This is a genomic window from Chryseobacterium sp. 14P4.3.2 (assembly GCF_057799275.1).
In genome coordinates this window covers 1-15,979 of record NZ_JBYOKO010000024.1, presented here as the reverse complement: position 1 = coordinate 15,979, position 15,979 = coordinate 1, and the positions used below count along the sequence as shown (strand labels likewise).

Below are 15,979 nucleotides of genomic sequence, written 5' to 3'. Positions count from 1 at the left end.
AATGACGACAGAAGAACATTCGCATGAGGGTGACAGCTTAAAGAAAGTTTCCGGACTTTATAAAGACTGGTTTCTGGATTATGCTTCCTATGTAATTTTGGATAGGGCTATCCCTTCGGTGTATGACGGGCTAAAGCCTGTTCAGCGAAGAATCATGCACTCAATGCGGGAACTGGAAGACGGCCGTTACAATAAGGTAGCCAATGTGGTAGGGAATACAATGAAATATCACCCTCATGGTGATGCTTCCATTACAGATGCCATGGTGCAGATCGGACAGAAAGAGCTATTGATAGATACCCAGGGAAACTGGGGAAATATCTATACAGGAGACTCTGCTGCTGCTGCAAGATATATTGAAGCAAGACTTACCCCTTTTGCTTTGGAAGTAGTTTTTAATCCTAAAACTACGGAATGGACAAAATCATACGACGGAAGAAATAATGAACCCGTTGATTTACCGGTAAAATTTCCTTTGCTTCTTGCACAGGGAGTAGAAGGTATTGGTGTAGGGCTTTCTACGAAAATACTCCCACACAACTTTAATGAACTGATTAATGCTTCAGTAGCCTATTTAAAAGGAAAGAAATTTGAGCTGTTTCCTGATTTCCTTACAGCCGGTTATCTGGATGTATCCGAATATAATGACGGTCACAGAGGAGGTAAGGTAAGAGCAAGAGCGAGAATTACCCAAACAGATAAACATACTCTGGTTATCTCTGAACTTCCATATTCAAAGACCACTACTGATCTTATTGATTCTATCCTTAAAGCCAATGAAAAAGGAAAGATCAAAATCAAAAAAATAGAGGATAATACCTCAGATAAGGTAGAAATTCTGATTCATATTCATAATGATGTTTCTCCGGATAAGACGATTGATGCTTTATACGCATTCACAGACTGTCAGGTGACAATTTCTCCGAATGCGTGTGTAATCGTGGGAGATAAACCAATGTTTATGAATGTTTCCGATATTCTGAAAATGAATACGGATCATACAGTTTCATTGCTTAAAAAGGAACTGGAAATAGAGCTTCATGAGCTTCAGGAAAGCTGGCATTTCTCTTCCCTGGAAAGGATCTTTATCGAAAACAGAATCTATCACGATATTGAAGAAGTAAAAACCTGGGAAGACGTAATAAAAACGATCGATGCAGGATTAAAACCTCATACCAAACATCTTTTAAGAGCAGTAACGGAAGAAGATATTTTAAAGCTGACGGAAATCAGAATTAAGAGAATCTCAAGATTTGACTTAGATAAATTCAAAGAAAATATTGCCGCTCTTGAAGGTAAAATAGAGCAGGTGAAATACCATCTTGCCAATCTGATAGCTTATGCTATTGATTATTATCTGAATATCCAGAAAAAGTACGGAAAAGATAAGCAGAGAAAAACTGAACTTAGAATTTTTGATACCATTGATGCTACAAAAGTAGCCGTGGCCAATGAAAAATTCTATGCAAACTTTGAAGAAGGCTTCATAGGAACTTCTCTTAAGAAAGATCAGTACCTGTTCGACTGTTCAGATATTGATGATATCATTACTTTCAGAAAAGACGGAAGTATGAAAGTGGTAAAAGTAGAAGCCAAAACATTTATTGGTAAAGATATTCTTCATGTGGCCATCTGGAAGAAAAATGATAAAAGGACGGTCTATAATATGATCTACCGTGAGGGGAGAGAAGGACCTTATTACATGAAGCGTTTTTCTGTAACAGGAGTAACCCGAAACACAGATTATCCGTTAGCTTCAGATAAAAAAGGATCAGAAACTCTTTATTTTTCGGCTAATCCAAATGGTGAAGCAGAAACAGTATCAGTACTTTTAAAACCAAATCCCAGAATCAGGAAGAATAAAATGGAGGTCAATTTCTCTGATCTTACCATCAAAGGGCGTGATTCCAAAGGAAACCTGGTGACCAAATATGCTGTAAAAAAAGTGGATATGAAGGAGGAAGGCGTTTCTACCCTGGCTCCAAGAAAGATCTGGTTTGATGATACAGTAAGAAGGCTCAATGCTGATGCAAGAGGTACATTACTAGGAAACTTTAAAGGAGACGACAAAATTCTGACGATCAATACCAACGGTGAAGTAAAACTGATCTCTTTTGATTTAGGAAATCGCTTTGATGATGAGTATCTGGTATTGGAAAAATGGAGACCTGAACAGCCCATTACCTGTATTTACTATGACGGGGAGAAAGATATTTATTTTATAAAGAGATTCTTACTGGAAAATACGGTGAATATACAAACCTTCATGCCATCCGAACATCCGAAATCATTCATTGAGAATGTAGTCGTAGCCAACAATGTTACAGCTGAAATTATTTTTGCAAAAGATAAAGGTAAGGATCGTGATCCTGAAACTATAAATATTGATGAATTTATTGCGGTGAAAGGAATAAAGGCAATAGGAAATCAGTTTACAAAATTTAAAGTAAAAACAATTAATATTACTATTCCTGAACCTGTAGAAGAAGAACCTGAAATATATGAAGATCCGGAACCGGCTGGTGATGGAGACGAGGAAGGAGGGATCATCGGAGACTTGTTCCAGGGAGATGAAAACAGCGAAACTGAATAAAAGCAAAATATCTTGAAAAAAAGTTTATTCCCTGCAATATTACTGGCCGCTTTATTCATGTTCTCCTGTAAAGAAAAAAAGACTGTAGAAACTAAAATTGAGAAAAAACAGAATACTGAAATTAATGCCACTGACCCTATTCCGGAAGAGGAAGAAGAAGAGGTGAAAAAAAGTGATCTGGATTATGAAGCAGTAGACAAAAACAGTTTTAAGAAATGGGAAGGTGAATATAGTGTTGATTATAAAGACTATGCCGGAGAAGGAAATTCTGTAGTCAAGGCAAAATTAAAGCTGGGTGGTCCTGATGACAGTAACCTTTGGATCTGGTGGGAAAGCCCAAATGAAAAAAACAGTGATACCATCAGTGTTTATGGAAGTTTTGGTAAAATGGATGCCGGTAACAGCAAGATCATATTTTTGCCGGAAATAATTTCAGGAGATGATCATGGTATTGATGTACACTTTTACCTTTATGAAGACCATAATAAGTACTACATTAAGTCTCAGATGATTCCATCGGAAAATGGTGCAATAAGGAAAGTTCCGATTCAAAAAATAAAATAGAAAACATAAAATGGATATAGTTGTTTTAATTACTATTGCAGCCACGTGTATTTTTAGTTACATGGGGTTCAATAATATAGCATTATTTGAAAAATATAAATTCAACGTTGGGGCAATTACCAACCGAAAAGAATATGTAAGACTTATCAGTTCTGCATTTTTACATGCAGACTTTATGCATTTGTTTTTCAATATGCTTTCCCTGTACTTTTTTCAGGGAGTGGTTATCAGCTTTTTTGGAGAAACAGGCTTTTTGATTATTTATTTCGGGGCCATGATCCTGGGGAATTTATTTAGCTTACAGATTTATAAAAAACAACCTTGGTATTCTGCAATAGGAGCATCCGGTGCGGTTTCAGGAATCATTTTTGCATCCATAGCAATGGCACCCAATGAAATCAGTGTTAACTTTTTGCCGGGATGGCTGTTTGGAACACTCTATTTCGGATACTCCGTATACATGATGCTGAATCCGAAGCAATGGGATAATCTTGGCCATGCTGCTCACCTCGGAGGAGCCTTTTTCGGACTGATTTATTCTATCGCCATGCATCCGCAGCAGGCTATAAGCAATATGCTCTTCCTGGGGATAATGTCGCTTCCGCTGGTCTATCTGGGATACCAGATTTTTATCCGGAAACGAATAGGATAAAAGACTATTTTTAATTAAAACATCAAAACCAATGAACACATCAGAGTTAAATAGTTTCATCGTGATACTTATCTATGGTTCATTGGTTTTGCTTTCTCTGCTCAAGCTGGCCAATCCTTTAAAGGTAAACAGAAAAGCCAATTTCTGGTTTGGTCTTTTCCTCTTTCTGTGGTCCACTTTCTGGATAGATGAAATACTGTTTTTAATTACACATTCCGTAGTAGAGTTCCACTCCCTGTTTCTGGTTCGCTTTATTCAGTTTCTGACTCCGGTTTTCTTTTATTTCAGTGTCTTATTTAATACCAACCCTTCTTTTAGGTTTAAAATTACAGATCTTAAATTTCTGCTTTTTCCTGCAGGCTTTCTTATATGTCTTACAGCTTCTGCTTTAGGATATACAACTCCTTTTGAATATTTGAGCATTATGCTTATTCTGATTCAGGCACTGTTTTATACAGGCTTATCTTATATTACGATCAAAAAGCATAAAAAGAAGATTCAGCAGTTTTCTTCGAACACAGAAGGAATTAATCTGAACTGGCTGGAGTACATTATTCTGGTCCTTCTTCTGGTGAATATTACCTACATTATTTACAATCTATTTTATGATCCCAAGTCCTTGAACTTCTTTATCAACACTGTCTTTTTAGGAGTCATTTACTTTGTAGGATATTATTCTCTTAAGCAAAAAGAAATCTATCCTTTAGAAGAGAAACAGCGCGAAGAACTGATCTCTATTAATGAAAATCCGGATTCGGAAGAAATCAAAAGAAAGTTGATTTCAGATGAAGAATTATTTAGGATCAAAACATTGCTGGAAGCACTTATGAGTATCCAAAAACCCTATCTTGACAGTGAACTGAACCTTATTAAACTTGCAGAAACAGTGTCCGTTTCCAGTCATCATCTTTCCTATGTAATCAATACAGGTTTTGGTAAGAATTTCTTCCAGTATGTCAATGAATTCAGAGTGGAATATGCCAAAAAGCTTCTGAAAGAAAATGACAGCAGATTGTCTATTCTGGGGATTGCCTATGAGTCAGGATTCAACTCCAAGACATCCTTTAATACAACCTTCAAAAAATTGACGGGTCAAACTCCTTCTGAGTTTAAAAGAATAAGTTCCGGATTATAAAGTTTAACTTTTTTCTATTGACAACGTTTTGTTTTTCAGGAAATTAATGAATTTCTATAGGGGGCTTTAAAATCAGTTCGTTCAGATAATATGGAACATTAAACCTTTCTTCCGATCATAGATTTGTACCATAAATTTAACCTTATGGATTCTAAAAAATCATATGCTGTGGTCACGGGAGCAAGTCAGGGATTGGGAAAAGCTTTTGCTGAAAACCTGGCCATGAAAAATTTCAATCTTATTTTGGTAAGCCTTCCAAACCAAAACCTGAAAGAACTTTCACAGGAGCTTGAAAAAAATTACCCTATCAAAGTTCATTATTACGAAACGGACCTTTCAATCCATGAAAATGTAATGAAACTTACGAAGTGGCTTAATCAGTCTTTTGATATTCATATTCTAATCAATAATGCCGGCCTGGGAGGAACCAAAAAATTCACAGAGGCAACATCAGATTATATCAATATGATTCTTCAGGTGAATGTAACGGCTACTTCACTCATTACACATCAGCTTCTTCCTAATCTTTTAAGACAGCCTGAAGCTTACATCTTAAACGTATCCAGTATGGCAGCTTTTTCTCCAATTGGTTTTAAAACAGTATATCCGGCATCCAAATCCTTTATTCATTCATTCTCCAGAGGGCTGCATGAAGAATTAAAAGATACAAATGTCTTTGTAAGTGTAGTGAATCCCGGAGCGATGAAAACTAATGCAGATGTTTGTAAAAGAATTGAAAAACAAGGAATAATGGGAAGGCTGACTCTTTTGAATCCGGATAAAGTAGCTTCTTACTGTATACATCAGCTATTTAAAAAAGATTCCGTAATTATGGTTAACCCAATAAGCTGGCTCGTGATGAAAATAATACCCATATGGATAAAGCTCCCATTGATGACCCAGGCGATAAAAAGAGAAATTGAAGCATGAAAAAAGTTTTTGTAACCGGAGCTACAGGACTTCTGGGAACCAATGTCGTTATTAAACTGTTAAAAGATGATTATTCTGTTATTGCTCTGGTGCGTAAGAAAAGCAGCTGGCTGGGCGAAGAAAATGAAAATCTTAAACTGATAGAGGGAGATCTTTTCTCAGATCTGTCATTCTATTTAGAAAAAGTGTATTGTGTGATTCACATTGCCGCAGAAACCCGGCAGCATCTTTTGTTTTACCAGGACTATAAGAAGGTAAATGTGGATGCTGTACAGAATTTATCCATACAGGCTGAGAAATCCGGTGTACAGAAATTTATTTTTATAAGCTCGGCAAATACGTTAGGATATGGATGCAGAAGGCATCCCGGAAATGAACAGGAAGACCAAAAATATCCCTTTACCCGATCCTTGTATGCCCAAAGTAAAATGGAAGCAGAAAACTACCTTTTACAGACCTGTAATAACATGGAAATAATCATCCTGAATCCTACCTTTATGATTGGAGCTTACGACAGCAAACCGAGTTCCGGGAAAATTATATTCTGGACGTGGAAGAAGAAATTGGTTTTCTACCCGAAAGGAGGTAAAAATTTTGTGCATGCTGGAGATGCTGCCAATGGAGTAATAAAAGCGGTTGAAATAGGGAAAAGTGGCGAGAAATACCTTTTAGCTAATGAAAATCTAAGTTATCGGGATTTTTTCAGGAAGGTGAATATCATTACCCATCAAAATCCGGTTATAATTCCTATTCCCAACACAATACTTAATGTTCTGGGATTAGTAGGAGAGGGTTTAAGAAAGTTGAATATAAAAACAAATCTGAGTATTTCAAATATGAAAGCACTTCAGGTCCATAATTATTATACCAACCGGAAATCAGTAGAAGAGCTTAAATTAAAGTACCAATCAATAGATAAGGCAATAAAAGATGCTGTTGAATACTTTAAGCGTATTGAATAGACTAACCACTTTCAACAATTTTCCATAACCTTTGCCATTTTGAAGAAATCTGATCACTCCTATAAGAATAGCTTCATTGAGAATTAATTGCCACGAATAGCTTTTGCTGGTTTAAAGGCTTTCGTGGCAATTATAAAAACACATTTAATTTGAAAAATTTACCAAAGCTTTTTCTAAGGTTTCTACAAAATTAACATGTTTCATTTTATTACTTTCAAAAATAAACTCCTTTATACTTTTACTTTCGTATTTACTGAAATTACCTATAATAACCAGACCGATACGATAGTTTGAGAATTTTTGAAGAATTTCTCCTGCTATTTTAGTTTTTAAATCAAAAAATTCTGGAGTGAGGTTTTTTTCATAAAGAATTACCTTATCATAGCCCTGGTAATAGATATTTCCCATAAAATCCAATCCGTCCTCCGGCGACTGAATAAGCATTTCATCAGAAATAACTTCGGCTATTTTGATATCATTGATGGTGTGCGATTTGATAATCATAGTCTTATTGAGTCGTTTTATATTAAAATATACTTATTTCCTTCCAAAAATAAACCGGTCATTCTCCGATAGATCCTTTAATAATTGGGCATCAGAAAAATACTGATAAAGTTCCAGGCTTTCTGGTCCCAGTTTCTGATTGATTTCTAAAAACAAAAGCCCATCAGCATTCAGATGCTTTTTAGCATCTTCTGAAATCTTTCTGTAAAAGATCAAAGCATCGGAAGTAGGAGAGAAAAGAGCCATTTTAGGTTCAAATTCTTTTACCGAGTCGGCAATCTCAATTTCTTCCTCTATTCCTATATAAGGTGGATTTGAAATGATAATATCATAACTTTCTGTCAGTTCAAAATTGAGATAATCAGCATGAATAAAGTTGACTTCCATTGAGTGGTAGTCAGCATTTTTACGGGCTGTTTTCAATGCTTTTTCTGAAAAATCAACCGAAGAAACCTGAGCGGCGGGAAAATGTTTCTTTAAAACCAGAGGAATCACACCACTTCCGGTTCCTATATCCAGAATCTTTATATCCTGTCTTTTTAACTTTTTAATTTCCTGAATGGCAAATTCAAGCAGTTCTTCCGTTTCCGGACGGGGAATGAGGACATTTTCATCTACAAAAAATGTCATGCCGTAGAATTCAGTCTCACCCAGAATTTGCTGGTAAGGCTTTCCGGTCTTTAGCTCATCAATCAGGTTAATCAGTTGTTTTTCATCATCGGTTAAAAGTTCCTGATCAGAAAATTTTCTTTGTTGAAACTGATCAAGGCCTACGATCTTATGGATAAACAGAGAGGACAGAAAAGCGCTTTCCGACTCAGTATAAAGGTCGGAAAGTTCTGTTTTGAAATGTTTTTTATATGCTGTAACCGTCATCTATCTTGTGAAAACCAGTTTTGTGTCTGTAGATTTTTCATCATCAATTCTATAGCCTTCATAGTTGAATGCCTTTACATCGTCCAGTGTCTGGGCATTGGTCTCTGCACAGAATCTCACTACAAGACCTCTTGCGTGCTTGGTATACACTACAATCGTTTTCAGTTTTCCTTCTTTTAATTCATAAAAATCAAAATCAATAACGGTATGATTAAGCTTTTTTCTGTCGATTACTTTTCCGTACTCATTACTGGCAAGATGAAGCAGGACTTCTCCTTTTTTCATTTCAGAATTGAGCTGTTCGGTTATTTTTTCTCTCCAGAATTCATATAAATTTTTATACGTATCAAATTTAAATGGGCGCCCCATTTCCAGTCTGTAAAGCATCACTTTATCAGAAGGCTTCAGCAGACCGTATAATCCGGATAGCATCCTGTAATTTTTTTGCAGATAATCTACAGCCTCTTTATTCAGAGTTTTAGCATCAAGTCCTCTGTAGACCTCTCCTGTAAAAGCAAACATTGCCGGTGTAGATTCTTTAGCCGTAGGTTTTGATTTCCATCTTTGGTTTCTTTCCCAGTTTTCATCAGCCAGTTTTGCTGATATTTCCATTAATTCGGAAAGATATTTAGGCGATTTTTCTTTTAAATAAGTTTGTATAAATGCTGCTTCTTCAATGAATTTTGGAGTCGTAGGTTTCAACAGATCAGTGGTGTTTTCTACGTTCATTAATTTCGCAGGAGACGTTATAATTTTCATAATTTTAAAATACAGATAAATGTTTAATATCAATAAAATTCATCATCATGAGAGACACAAAGTCAATCATAAAATGGCAGATGATCAGAATTTTAATGTTTGAATACGCTTTATAAAACAGCGCAAAAACGATTCCAATAAAGAAAGGGACAATCACCTGGCCTATGGTTCCGTAAGTACTGTGAAGAATTCCAAACAAAATGGCTGAGACAAGGACTCCTAAAAGCGGACTGTTGTATATCTTTTCAATCCTGGGCTGTATATAGCCGCGCATCAGAAACTCTTCTACAGCACCCGCTGTAAAGCATGTAAAAATAATTAAAAAATAATTATTCTTAAAAATTGATGAGAGCTGAGAAAGCTTATCACTCATATTTTCCTGAATCAAAAGATGAAGTACCACATTAATACATCCTCCGCCTATAAGACAGATAAAATATAAGCCAATGATAGCTTTTATATAGAATGCTATAGGATATTTCTTTTCTTCTTTAAACAAAAAAGAGCCTTTCTCAATACAATAGGTGTATAAAAATGTAATAAGTAGAATAATCCATATTGCAATTCTGGTGAGAAAAAAACTGACTGCTGTAATACCCTTTATTCCTGTAATCATATTGATAACAGGGAAAATATAAAGCATTGCTGCAGCTAAAAGTACAAAAGTCAGTAAAATTCCTACAGAATATTTCCCATTACTCGCCATATTTCCCATCTATACACAGAAAATTTTCCATTCTTCACTCTCCATATCTACCTTTCCACTTAAATAATTCCTTTTCCCTGACGGATTATTTCAGGTTCTCCCGAGGTTAGATCCACAATAGTAGAAGCTATATTATCACCGTATCCTGAATCAATAACAATATCTACAAGATGGTCATATTTCTCAGCGATCAGTTCCGGGTCTGTAGAATATTCAATGATTTCATCATCATCTCTGATGGAGGTTGAAGCAATAGGATGTCCTAATTTCTCTACAATAAGCTGAGGAATCGGGTGATCCGGAACACGGATACCAATTGTTTTATGTCCTTTATAGGCTAATGGTAAACTTTTGTTGGCTTCAAGAATAAAAGTGAAGGGCCCTGGAAGATGGCTTTTCAAAAACCTGAAGACTGAAGTATCAATAGGTCTTGAGAAGTCAGAAAGATGGCTTAAATCATTACAGATTATTGAGAATTTTGCCTTTTCCAGTTTCATTTTTTTCAATTGAGCCAGTTTTTCCATAGCTTTTATATCAAAAATGTTACAGCCTAAGGCATAAATTGTATCCGAAGGATAGATAATCAGTCCGCCGTTATTTAAAGTTTTAATAACCTCATTCACAAGATTTTCCTGTGGGTTGTCCGGGTAAATTTTTAATATCTTTGCCATAAAACAAAGATACAAATAATAAAATAGTTTTTATAAAAGTCCTTTATTTAAAAGAAAAATTAGGATTTTTGAGAAATATTCGTACCTTTGCAATCCAATATCGCGGGATGGAGCAGTAGGTAGCTCGTCGGGCTCATAACCCGAAGGTCATCGGTTCGAGTCCGGTTCCCGCTACTAAGTTAGTGCTTTCGGTAAGCACTCTAAAGATACACCGCGGGATGGAGCAGTAGGTAGCTCGTCGGGCTCATAACCCGAAGGTCATCGGTTCGAGTCCGGTTCCCGCTACTAAGTTAGTGCCTTCGGTAGGCACTCTAAAGATACACCGCGGGATGGAGCAGTAGGTAGCTCGTCGGGCTCATAACCCGAAGGTCATCGGTTCGAGTCCGGTTCCCGCTACTAAGTTAGTGCCTTCGGTAGGCACTCTAAAAATACACCGCGGGATGGAGCAGTAGGTAGCTCGTCGGGCTCATAACCCGAAGGTCATCGGTTCGAGTCCGGTTCCCGCTACTAAGTTAAGTGCTTTCGGTAAGCACTCTAAAGATACACCGCGGGATGGAGCAGTAGGTAGCTCGTCGGGCTCATAACCCGAAGGTCATCGGTTCGAGTCCGGTTCCCGCTACTAAGTTAGTGCCTTCGGTAGGCACTCTAAAGATACACCGCGGGATGGAGCAGTAGGTAGCTCGTCGGGCTCATAACCCGAAGGTCATCGGTTCGAGTCCGGTTCCCGCTACTAAGTTAAGTGCTTTCGGTAAGCACTCTAAAAATACACCGCGGGATGGAGCAGTAGGTAGCTCGTCGGGCTCATAACCCGAAGGTCATCGGTTCGAGTCCGGTTCCCGCTACTAAAGAAAGAGAATCACATGGTGGTTCTCTTTCTTGTTTTAGTATTTAGGATCGGTTTCAGATCTATTTTTGTACAAAAATACTGTGCGGAATAAGAATGTCATCACCTTCTCTTCCATATTGTGGGACAATAAATCCTTTAGGCTCATATCGGTTGGTACCCGAATTATAATACCAATTTGCACATCCGCTTATCTGTAGTTTGATGTGATAGATGTGATCATAAGCTGCTTCCTGAAATTCGCCAAAATCAGGCAGAGATCGATGAAGATCATCCAGCTCCTGACCATAGGCATCATGTAATCTCATAGCTTCTGTACATGCTTCCTGATAAGACAGCTTGTACTGATGGCTTAGAATAAAGATAATATTCAGACTTTCTGTATCTATTTCAAGCTCTTTTTTCAGCGAAGCAAAGTCATTCTGAATCACAATTATCAAAGACAGCAATTCTCTACAGCGCTGCACAATAGGATGATTGTAAACATGAACAGGCAATGCAAAATCAGTAGCAGGGTCTATAAGATCTCCATAAGGCCACATGCCGATGGAATATTTCCGGAAGTTAAGATAATGCGGGAGCAGAGGATAGGTTCTGGTTTCAGCTTGCTTGAAAGGTATTTCCTCAGCCATACCATACATGATGAATTCATAAAAATTAATGGATACACGCTCGATCCAGAATTGAGGCATTCCATTGGCAATCCACTCTTTTCTTGCCTGTGCCATTTGCCGCAGAATTCCAATCTCACCCGGTAGAGGCTCGTCACCCATCATTACTTCATAAACCCGATCAGCCATGACTTTCAGCTCTTTTGCCGGTGTTAATCCAAAATAGTCATCAAAAATTGTGATATAGATCATCAGCCTTGCACAGGGGCGCATACGTTCTATGCTGTCACAGGTAGGATTCATATAAGTGGCAACCCGGGATAGAAATTGGGGCTTGCATCTTTTTATTCCCTCTTCAGAAATAAAAGTATAGTCATCATCATACCAGCTTTTTTCTTCCTCATCAAAGGCATTGGCAATAGGACTGTTTACGGTTGGCCACGGGTAATGACATTGAGGGACTATTAATTCTTCTCTCATGGGTTTAATTTTTTTATTTTTAATAAAATTAACTGATGATATTATATTTGATCCAGCTTTTCTTTTAATTCTCTTGCCTCCGGAAAGTCCATCGCATTATAACGATCCAGCTTTGTAGATATGTTTTTCCATCCACTAAGAACCATACTCATATAGTGTACCCAGTTCACGACTGCATCCTGCCATATACCAAAATCCGGAAGAGAAGCTTGTAATTCTATGAATTCTTTCAGATCTTCATTATGAAGGCGTAAGTCTTCAAGACAGGCTTCTTTCAGAGACATTTGACGTTCATGCTGAATTACCTTTACAATATTGTAATAGATACTGTCTGTTGCCTCATCTTTTAATACAGACTGTACCTCATTGAAAAAAGTAACCAGATGGCAGGCCAGAGTCTGCAGACGGATGATCACCGGATGATCGTGTATTTCCTGTGGAAGCGTGATCCCAGTTTCCACTTCTGTAAGCTGCAGAAAGGGATAAAGGCATATAGAATTTTCACGAAGGGCAATACATTCGTTCACGCTGGGATAAGTTTTATTGTGCTTATATTTTAATTCGGTTTCCAACCCTATAAAGTATCTGCTGATCATTTGTGTAAAGCGGGAGACCGATTCCTCTGGAATGAAGTCTAACAGCTCTTGTCTCAATGAGGCTAGCATAGGACCTAAAGGTATTCCTGAATCTGCAGCATTAATTTCACCTTTCAGGATTGCAATAGATTGGGCATGTACATGTCCAATATCTTTTGGATTACTTTCTTCGTAAAGATCATCATTATACAGGGTCCAGAGCATCAGCCTGCAGATGGGTTTGAATCTTTCCGGTGATGCTGTTGGAAACCACTGGGCTGCAATATGAGCCGTTTTTGTTTTTTTGTACTTTTTCCGGAGATTGGGGTTTTGTTCATAGAGCCACAAATACTCTCCGTCAATCCATTGTTTTTCAGTGATTTCCTGCAATTGTTCGGCGTTCGGGTTTTTTAGTGTTGGGAAAGGGTACCTGAATTGCTTGTGAAGAAGTTCAAGGGTACTAAAATTTTCATTGTTCATGTGTAAGTGTTTTAGTTTTGATACTAATATATAGTTTTATTTAATGCGATGTTATCTTATTTCACACATAGTTGATATTTTTTTTTCACAAATGCTGATACGCTTGCATCCATGGGGAACTGATAATTTAAAAAAATGAATTGTATTATGAAATTCAGAATATTTAAGTGTATTTTACATGATTTCCTTACTTTATTTTCTCCGTTTTTAACAGGCGAAACCTGTATCGTCAGAAATTTTGATGAAGAATAGAGTGAAAACGTAGTTGTTTTAGTAAGTAATTAATATGTTATGTGTTATAGGTTGAATTAATGGAGGATTAATCATACGGACTACCTGTATACGCTTTAATATAGTAGAATGAAAGCTATGAAATAAGAAAGTTTAAATAATTTCAATTTCTAAGCCATATACTGTTAATTGTAATAAATCTTTAATGCTATTTTGTTTCTCAGTCATCGGGTGTAATGAAGGAGAAATTATTTTTCCATTTTTTATATCTTTCTCTCATACAGTGGCCGCAGGGACGGTAGCTATTTTGCCATGCTTCTTTTTCATCTTTAAAGAAAATTCTATTTTCCTTTTTCATTCTTTTTCCTGACTTACAGCTTAGTAATCCAAAAATTTTTAATTTTTTATTTCCTCCCAAAACTATTTCTCCGTGACGGATTTTACTTCTTAAACTAAGGGCAGTTATCTGAGAATGCAGTATCATATTTTTATAATTGAAAATTGAAAATTAAAAATAGAAAGTTGAGAGTGAGAAAATACGTACTTCTTAAAATTTGCCGCAGCCAATTCATTGGGTTATTAAAATAGTCTGAATGTATAATTTATATAAAATATGCCATTGATAAATTTTCACATTCTTCATGAAGTAAGTTCAACTCTCAACTTTCCTCTCTCAATTCTCAGCTCATAGCATCATGGAAAATAACTCCCAGGGCGTAGCGGCTTCCCTCTGTCACTTCACTTACTCCATGTTTCATATTGACTCTGTAATATCCTTTCACCCCTTTTTCCGGTTTAAAATTTGTAGTAAAAATAAGGACATCTCCCTTTTTAGGTTTCAAGACAATGGCTTTCGACTGAGCTCTCGGAATCTGTTGGGTAAGAACAAATTCTCCACCTGTAAAATCCTGATCAGGTTCACTAAGCATGATAACAATCTGAATCGGAAAATATAGATCTCCATATAAATCCTGATGCAAAGTATTAAAACCTCCTTTTCCGTATTTTAAAATCAAAGGAGTGGCTTTCTGCTGACCGTTGGCATGACATTGTTGTATAAACTCCCTATGATCTAGGGGAAAAGAAGTATCAATATGTAAGGCATTAAACCAGGAATTGGCAATAGGAGCTAGATAAGGATAAATATGCGTTCGTACCAACTGAATCAGTTGCGGTAACGGATAATTAAAATACCGGTATTCTCCTAAGCCAAACCTGTGGCGCGCCATGACAACGGTTTTACGATACAGATGAGCATAGGTATAGTCTGACTTTAAATCTTCACATTCATCATCTGATATTAAATTGGGAATCACCGCATAACCTTTCTGATGCATTTCCTCTGTTATATGCTGCCAGTCCGTGTCTTTTATTTTTTGGATAATATCTGTCATTGCTTTATTTTATGGGGCAAAGTTCCAAAGTTGTCTGCCAATATAAAATCTGAAACGTGTGGTATTTTATCTTTTTTATGAGGTTTGGAAACATCCTCTGGACCATCTGTATAACTTTAATCTGGATGATACCTCCAGCCGAGTTTGGGACTACTTTTGCGGTGTTAATCAAAATAAATATAACGATGAATTACACTATTAAAAAAGCAAGCCTTGAGGATCTTGAAGACACCGCCGTATTGTTTGATCTTTACCGTGTTTTTTACAGACAGGAATCTGACATTGAAAAAGGAAAGGCTTTTCTTCGAGAAAGATTTCTAAACAGTGAATCAGATATTTTTCTGGCTGTAGCAGATGGAAAAGCCATAGGATTTGTACAGCTCTACAAACTGTTTCATTATACCAAATTACAGAAACAATGGCTGCTAAGCGACTTGTTTGTACATCCCGACTACAGAGGGAAAGGGCTTTCAGTAGCTTTAATTGACCGTAGTAAGCGGTGGTGTGAAGAAACAGGGGCTTGTGGTCTGATGCTTGAAACTGAAAAGACCAATGAAATTGGAAATACTTTATATCCCCGCTGTGGATTTGAATATGATGGATTGCATAACTATTATCACTGGTGGAAGTAGACAGCCAATAGAAGGAAGGAAAGAATGGAGAAACGATAAGACATTATATGATGTGTTAATTATGTCTGATAAAGATGTTATAAAGCTGCTGGTGCGGCTTTAAATTTATTTTTCTGACAATATTTTTCTTTTCAGGTAGAATTATTTCTACATTTCTTCCTATTTAATTCTACAGCGATTCTTTTAGGAGAGAAAAGCATAGCTTTATTTTTGTACAACTCTTACAGGTCAAGGGTAGGACTAATTGACTCTGTAAGAGGTTGCAAAAAAATCTCCGTCTTATTTTCTACTTTTTCCCCAAGTTTTATGATTAGTACCACAAAACTGCTTTTTCCGACGGAGATTTTTTGCTTTAAACGAAAAGAGAACCGCATTTGCAG

The 15,979-nt window shown here is 36.8% G+C and carries 16 protein-coding genes and 7 tRNA genes; 14 read left to right on the top strand and 9 right to left on the bottom strand.

Going from position 1 to position 15,979, the window contains the following annotated elements:
* The first annotated feature begins 1 nt into the window (after position 1).
* From AC27VX_RS22430 to AC27VX_RS22405, 6 genes are all read left to right on the top strand, one after another.
* Positions 2-2,593: a DNA gyrase/topoisomerase IV subunit A gene (locus AC27VX_RS22430; RefSeq protein ID WP_488698108.1), complete on the top strand. Its 2,592-nt coding sequence runs from the start codon at positions 2-4 to the stop codon at positions 2,591-2,593.
* Between the two features lie 12 nt (positions 2,594-2,605).
* Entirely contained in the window at positions 2,606-3,157 is a 552-nt protein-coding gene (locus tag AC27VX_RS22425) for a hypothetical protein (protein WP_488698106.1), read from the top strand.
* 10 nt (positions 3,158-3,167) lie between these two features.
* Positions 3,168-3,809 (top strand): rhomboid family intramembrane serine protease, encoded by a 642-nt coding sequence (locus AC27VX_RS22420; protein WP_236854666.1) that lies wholly within the window; start codon positions 3,168-3,170, stop codon positions 3,807-3,809.
* Positions 3,810-3,840: 31 nt separating this feature from the next.
* Positions 3,841-4,944, top strand: a complete 1,104-nt coding sequence (locus tag AC27VX_RS22415) for a helix-turn-helix domain-containing protein (protein ID WP_488698104.1) — start codon at positions 3,841-3,843, stop codon at positions 4,942-4,944.
* A gap of 144 nt (positions 4,945-5,088) precedes the next feature.
* A complete protein-coding gene (locus AC27VX_RS22410; protein ID WP_488698102.1) occupies positions 5,089-5,874 on the top strand; it encodes an SDR family NAD(P)-dependent oxidoreductase in 786 nt (261 codons plus the stop codon).
* The gene (locus AC27VX_RS22405) at positions 5,871-6,836 is read left to right on the top strand and encodes an NAD-dependent epimerase/dehydratase family protein (RefSeq protein WP_488698100.1); all 966 of its coding nucleotides are present in this window, start codon (positions 5,871-5,873) and stop codon (positions 6,834-6,836) included. The genes AC27VX_RS22410 and AC27VX_RS22405 overlap by 4 nt, the downstream gene beginning before the upstream one ends.
* A gap of 144 nt (positions 6,837-6,980) precedes the next feature.
* On the opposite strand, the gene AC27VX_RS22400 is transcribed toward AC27VX_RS22405, so the two are convergent.
* From AC27VX_RS22400 to AC27VX_RS22380, 5 genes are read right to left on the bottom strand one after another with little or no spacing between them, the layout of a single operon-like run.
* Positions 6,981-7,340 carry a DUF4180 domain-containing protein gene (locus tag AC27VX_RS22400; protein WP_488698098.1) on the bottom strand — a complete coding sequence of 120 codons (360 nt, stop codon included), beginning with the start codon at positions 7,338-7,340 and terminating at the stop codon, positions 6,981-6,983.
* Between the two features lie 33 nt (positions 7,341-7,373).
* Positions 7,374-8,216 carry a peptide chain release factor N(5)-glutamine methyltransferase gene (prmC, locus tag AC27VX_RS22395; RefSeq protein ID WP_488698096.1) on the bottom strand — a complete coding sequence of 281 codons (843 nt, stop codon included), beginning with the start codon at positions 8,214-8,216 and terminating at the stop codon, positions 7,374-7,376.
* The gene (gene yaaA / locus AC27VX_RS22390; RefSeq protein WP_236854660.1) at positions 8,217-8,975 is read right to left on the bottom strand and encodes a peroxide stress protein YaaA; all 759 of its coding nucleotides are present in this window, start codon (positions 8,973-8,975) and stop codon (positions 8,217-8,219) included.
* A gap of 4 nt (positions 8,976-8,979) precedes the next feature.
* On the bottom strand, positions 8,980-9,690 hold the full coding sequence (locus tag AC27VX_RS22385) for a CPBP family intramembrane glutamic endopeptidase (RefSeq protein ID WP_488698094.1): 711 nt from the start codon (positions 9,688-9,690) through the stop codon (positions 8,980-8,982).
* A gap of 50 nt (positions 9,691-9,740) precedes the next feature.
* Complete coding sequence (locus AC27VX_RS22380; protein WP_236854658.1) at positions 9,741-10,352, bottom strand: L-threonylcarbamoyladenylate synthase; 612 nt, start codon at positions 10,350-10,352, stop codon at positions 9,741-9,743.
* A 101-nt stretch (positions 10,353-10,453) separates the two neighbouring features.
* On the opposite strand from AC27VX_RS22380, the gene AC27VX_RS22375 reads away from it, so the two are divergent.
* From AC27VX_RS22375 to AC27VX_RS22345, 7 genes are all read left to right on the top strand, one after another.
* Positions 10,454-10,526, top strand: a tRNA-Met gene (locus AC27VX_RS22375).
* 38 nt (positions 10,527-10,564) lie between these two features.
* A tRNA-Met gene (locus AC27VX_RS22370) sits at positions 10,565-10,637 on the top strand.
* 38 nt (positions 10,638-10,675) lie between these two features.
* Positions 10,676-10,748: transfer RNA gene (locus AC27VX_RS22365), tRNA-Met, on the top strand.
* Between the two features lie 38 nt (positions 10,749-10,786).
* A tRNA-Met gene (locus AC27VX_RS22360) sits at positions 10,787-10,859 on the top strand.
* A gap of 39 nt (positions 10,860-10,898) precedes the next feature.
* Positions 10,899-10,971 (top strand) — tRNA-Met (locus tag AC27VX_RS22355).
* Positions 10,972-11,009: 38 nt separating this feature from the next.
* Positions 11,010-11,082: transfer RNA gene (locus tag AC27VX_RS22350), tRNA-Met, on the top strand.
* A 39-nt stretch (positions 11,083-11,121) separates the two neighbouring features.
* Positions 11,122-11,194: transfer RNA gene (locus tag AC27VX_RS22345), tRNA-Met, on the top strand.
* A 64-nt stretch (positions 11,195-11,258) separates the two neighbouring features.
* On the opposite strand, the gene AC27VX_RS22340 is transcribed toward AC27VX_RS22345, so the two are convergent.
* From AC27VX_RS22340 to AC27VX_RS22325, 4 genes are all read right to left on the bottom strand, one after another.
* Positions 11,259-12,287, bottom strand: a complete 1,029-nt coding sequence (locus AC27VX_RS22340; protein ID WP_488698092.1) for a terpene synthase family protein — start codon at positions 12,285-12,287, stop codon at positions 11,259-11,261.
* A gap of 41 nt (positions 12,288-12,328) precedes the next feature.
* Positions 12,329-13,342 (bottom strand): terpene synthase family protein, encoded by a 1,014-nt coding sequence (locus tag AC27VX_RS22335; RefSeq protein ID WP_488698090.1) that lies wholly within the window; start codon positions 13,340-13,342, stop codon positions 12,329-12,331.
* Positions 13,343-13,793: 451 nt separating this feature from the next.
* Complete coding sequence (locus AC27VX_RS22330) at positions 13,794-14,057, bottom strand: Ada metal-binding domain-containing protein (protein WP_236854654.1); 264 nt, start codon at positions 14,055-14,057, stop codon at positions 13,794-13,796.
* Positions 14,058-14,253: 196 nt separating this feature from the next.
* Positions 14,254-14,967: a 2OG-Fe(II) oxygenase gene (locus tag AC27VX_RS22325; protein ID WP_488698088.1), complete on the bottom strand. Its 714-nt coding sequence runs from the start codon at positions 14,965-14,967 to the stop codon at positions 14,254-14,256.
* 185 nt (positions 14,968-15,152) lie between these two features.
* Here AC27VX_RS22325 and AC27VX_RS22320 point away from each other — a divergent pair, with 185 nt between their 5' ends.
* Positions 15,153-15,599 carry a GNAT family N-acetyltransferase gene (locus tag AC27VX_RS22320; RefSeq protein ID WP_488698086.1) on the top strand — a complete coding sequence of 149 codons (447 nt, stop codon included), beginning with the start codon at positions 15,153-15,155 and terminating at the stop codon, positions 15,597-15,599.
* Positions 15,600-15,979 lie beyond the last annotated feature (380 nt).

Bases quoted from the DNA above. Each gene is read 5' to 3' on its own strand.
- AC27VX_RS22430 (WP_488698108.1), top strand. From the start codon at position 2: ATGACGACAGAAGAACATTCGCATGAGGGTGACAGCTTAAAGAAAGTT.
- AC27VX_RS22335 (WP_488698090.1), bottom strand. From the start codon at position 13,342: ATGAACAATGAAAATTTTAGTACCCTTGAACTTCTTCACAAGCAATTC.
- prmC (WP_488698096.1), bottom strand. From the start codon at position 8,216: ATGACGGTTACAGCATATAAAAAACATTTCAAAACAGAACTTTCCGAC.
- AC27VX_RS22410 (WP_488698102.1), top strand. From the start codon at position 5,089: ATGGATTCTAAAAAATCATATGCTGTGGTCACGGGAGCAAGTCAGGGA.
- AC27VX_RS22320 (WP_488698086.1), top strand. From the start codon at position 15,153: ATGAATTACACTATTAAAAAAGCAAGCCTTGAGGATCTTGAAGACACC.
- AC27VX_RS22385 (WP_488698094.1), bottom strand. From the start codon at position 9,690: ATGGGAAATATGGCGAGTAATGGGAAATATTCTGTAGGAATTTTACTG.
- AC27VX_RS22325 (WP_488698088.1), bottom strand. From the start codon at position 14,967: ATGACAGATATTATCCAAAAAATAAAAGACACGGACTGGCAGCATATA.
- AC27VX_RS22330 (WP_236854654.1), bottom strand. From the start codon at position 14,057: ATGATACTGCATTCTCAGATAACTGCCCTTAGTTTAAGAAGTAAAATC.
- yaaA (WP_236854660.1), bottom strand. From the start codon at position 8,975: ATGAAAATTATAACGTCTCCTGCGAAATTAATGAACGTAGAAAACACC.
- AC27VX_RS22415 (WP_488698104.1), top strand. From the start codon at position 3,841: ATGAACACATCAGAGTTAAATAGTTTCATCGTGATACTTATCTATGGT.
- AC27VX_RS22405 (WP_488698100.1), top strand. From the start codon at position 5,871: ATGAAAAAAGTTTTTGTAACCGGAGCTACAGGACTTCTGGGAACCAAT.
- AC27VX_RS22400 (WP_488698098.1), bottom strand. From the start codon at position 7,340: ATGATTATCAAATCGCACACCATCAATGATATCAAAATAGCCGAAGTT.
- AC27VX_RS22380 (WP_236854658.1), bottom strand. From the start codon at position 10,352: ATGGCAAAGATATTAAAAATTTACCCGGACAACCCACAGGAAAATCTT.
- AC27VX_RS22420 (WP_236854666.1), top strand. From the start codon at position 3,168: ATGGATATAGTTGTTTTAATTACTATTGCAGCCACGTGTATTTTTAGT.
- AC27VX_RS22340 (WP_488698092.1), bottom strand. From the start codon at position 12,287: ATGAGAGAAGAATTAATAGTCCCTCAATGTCATTACCCGTGGCCAACC.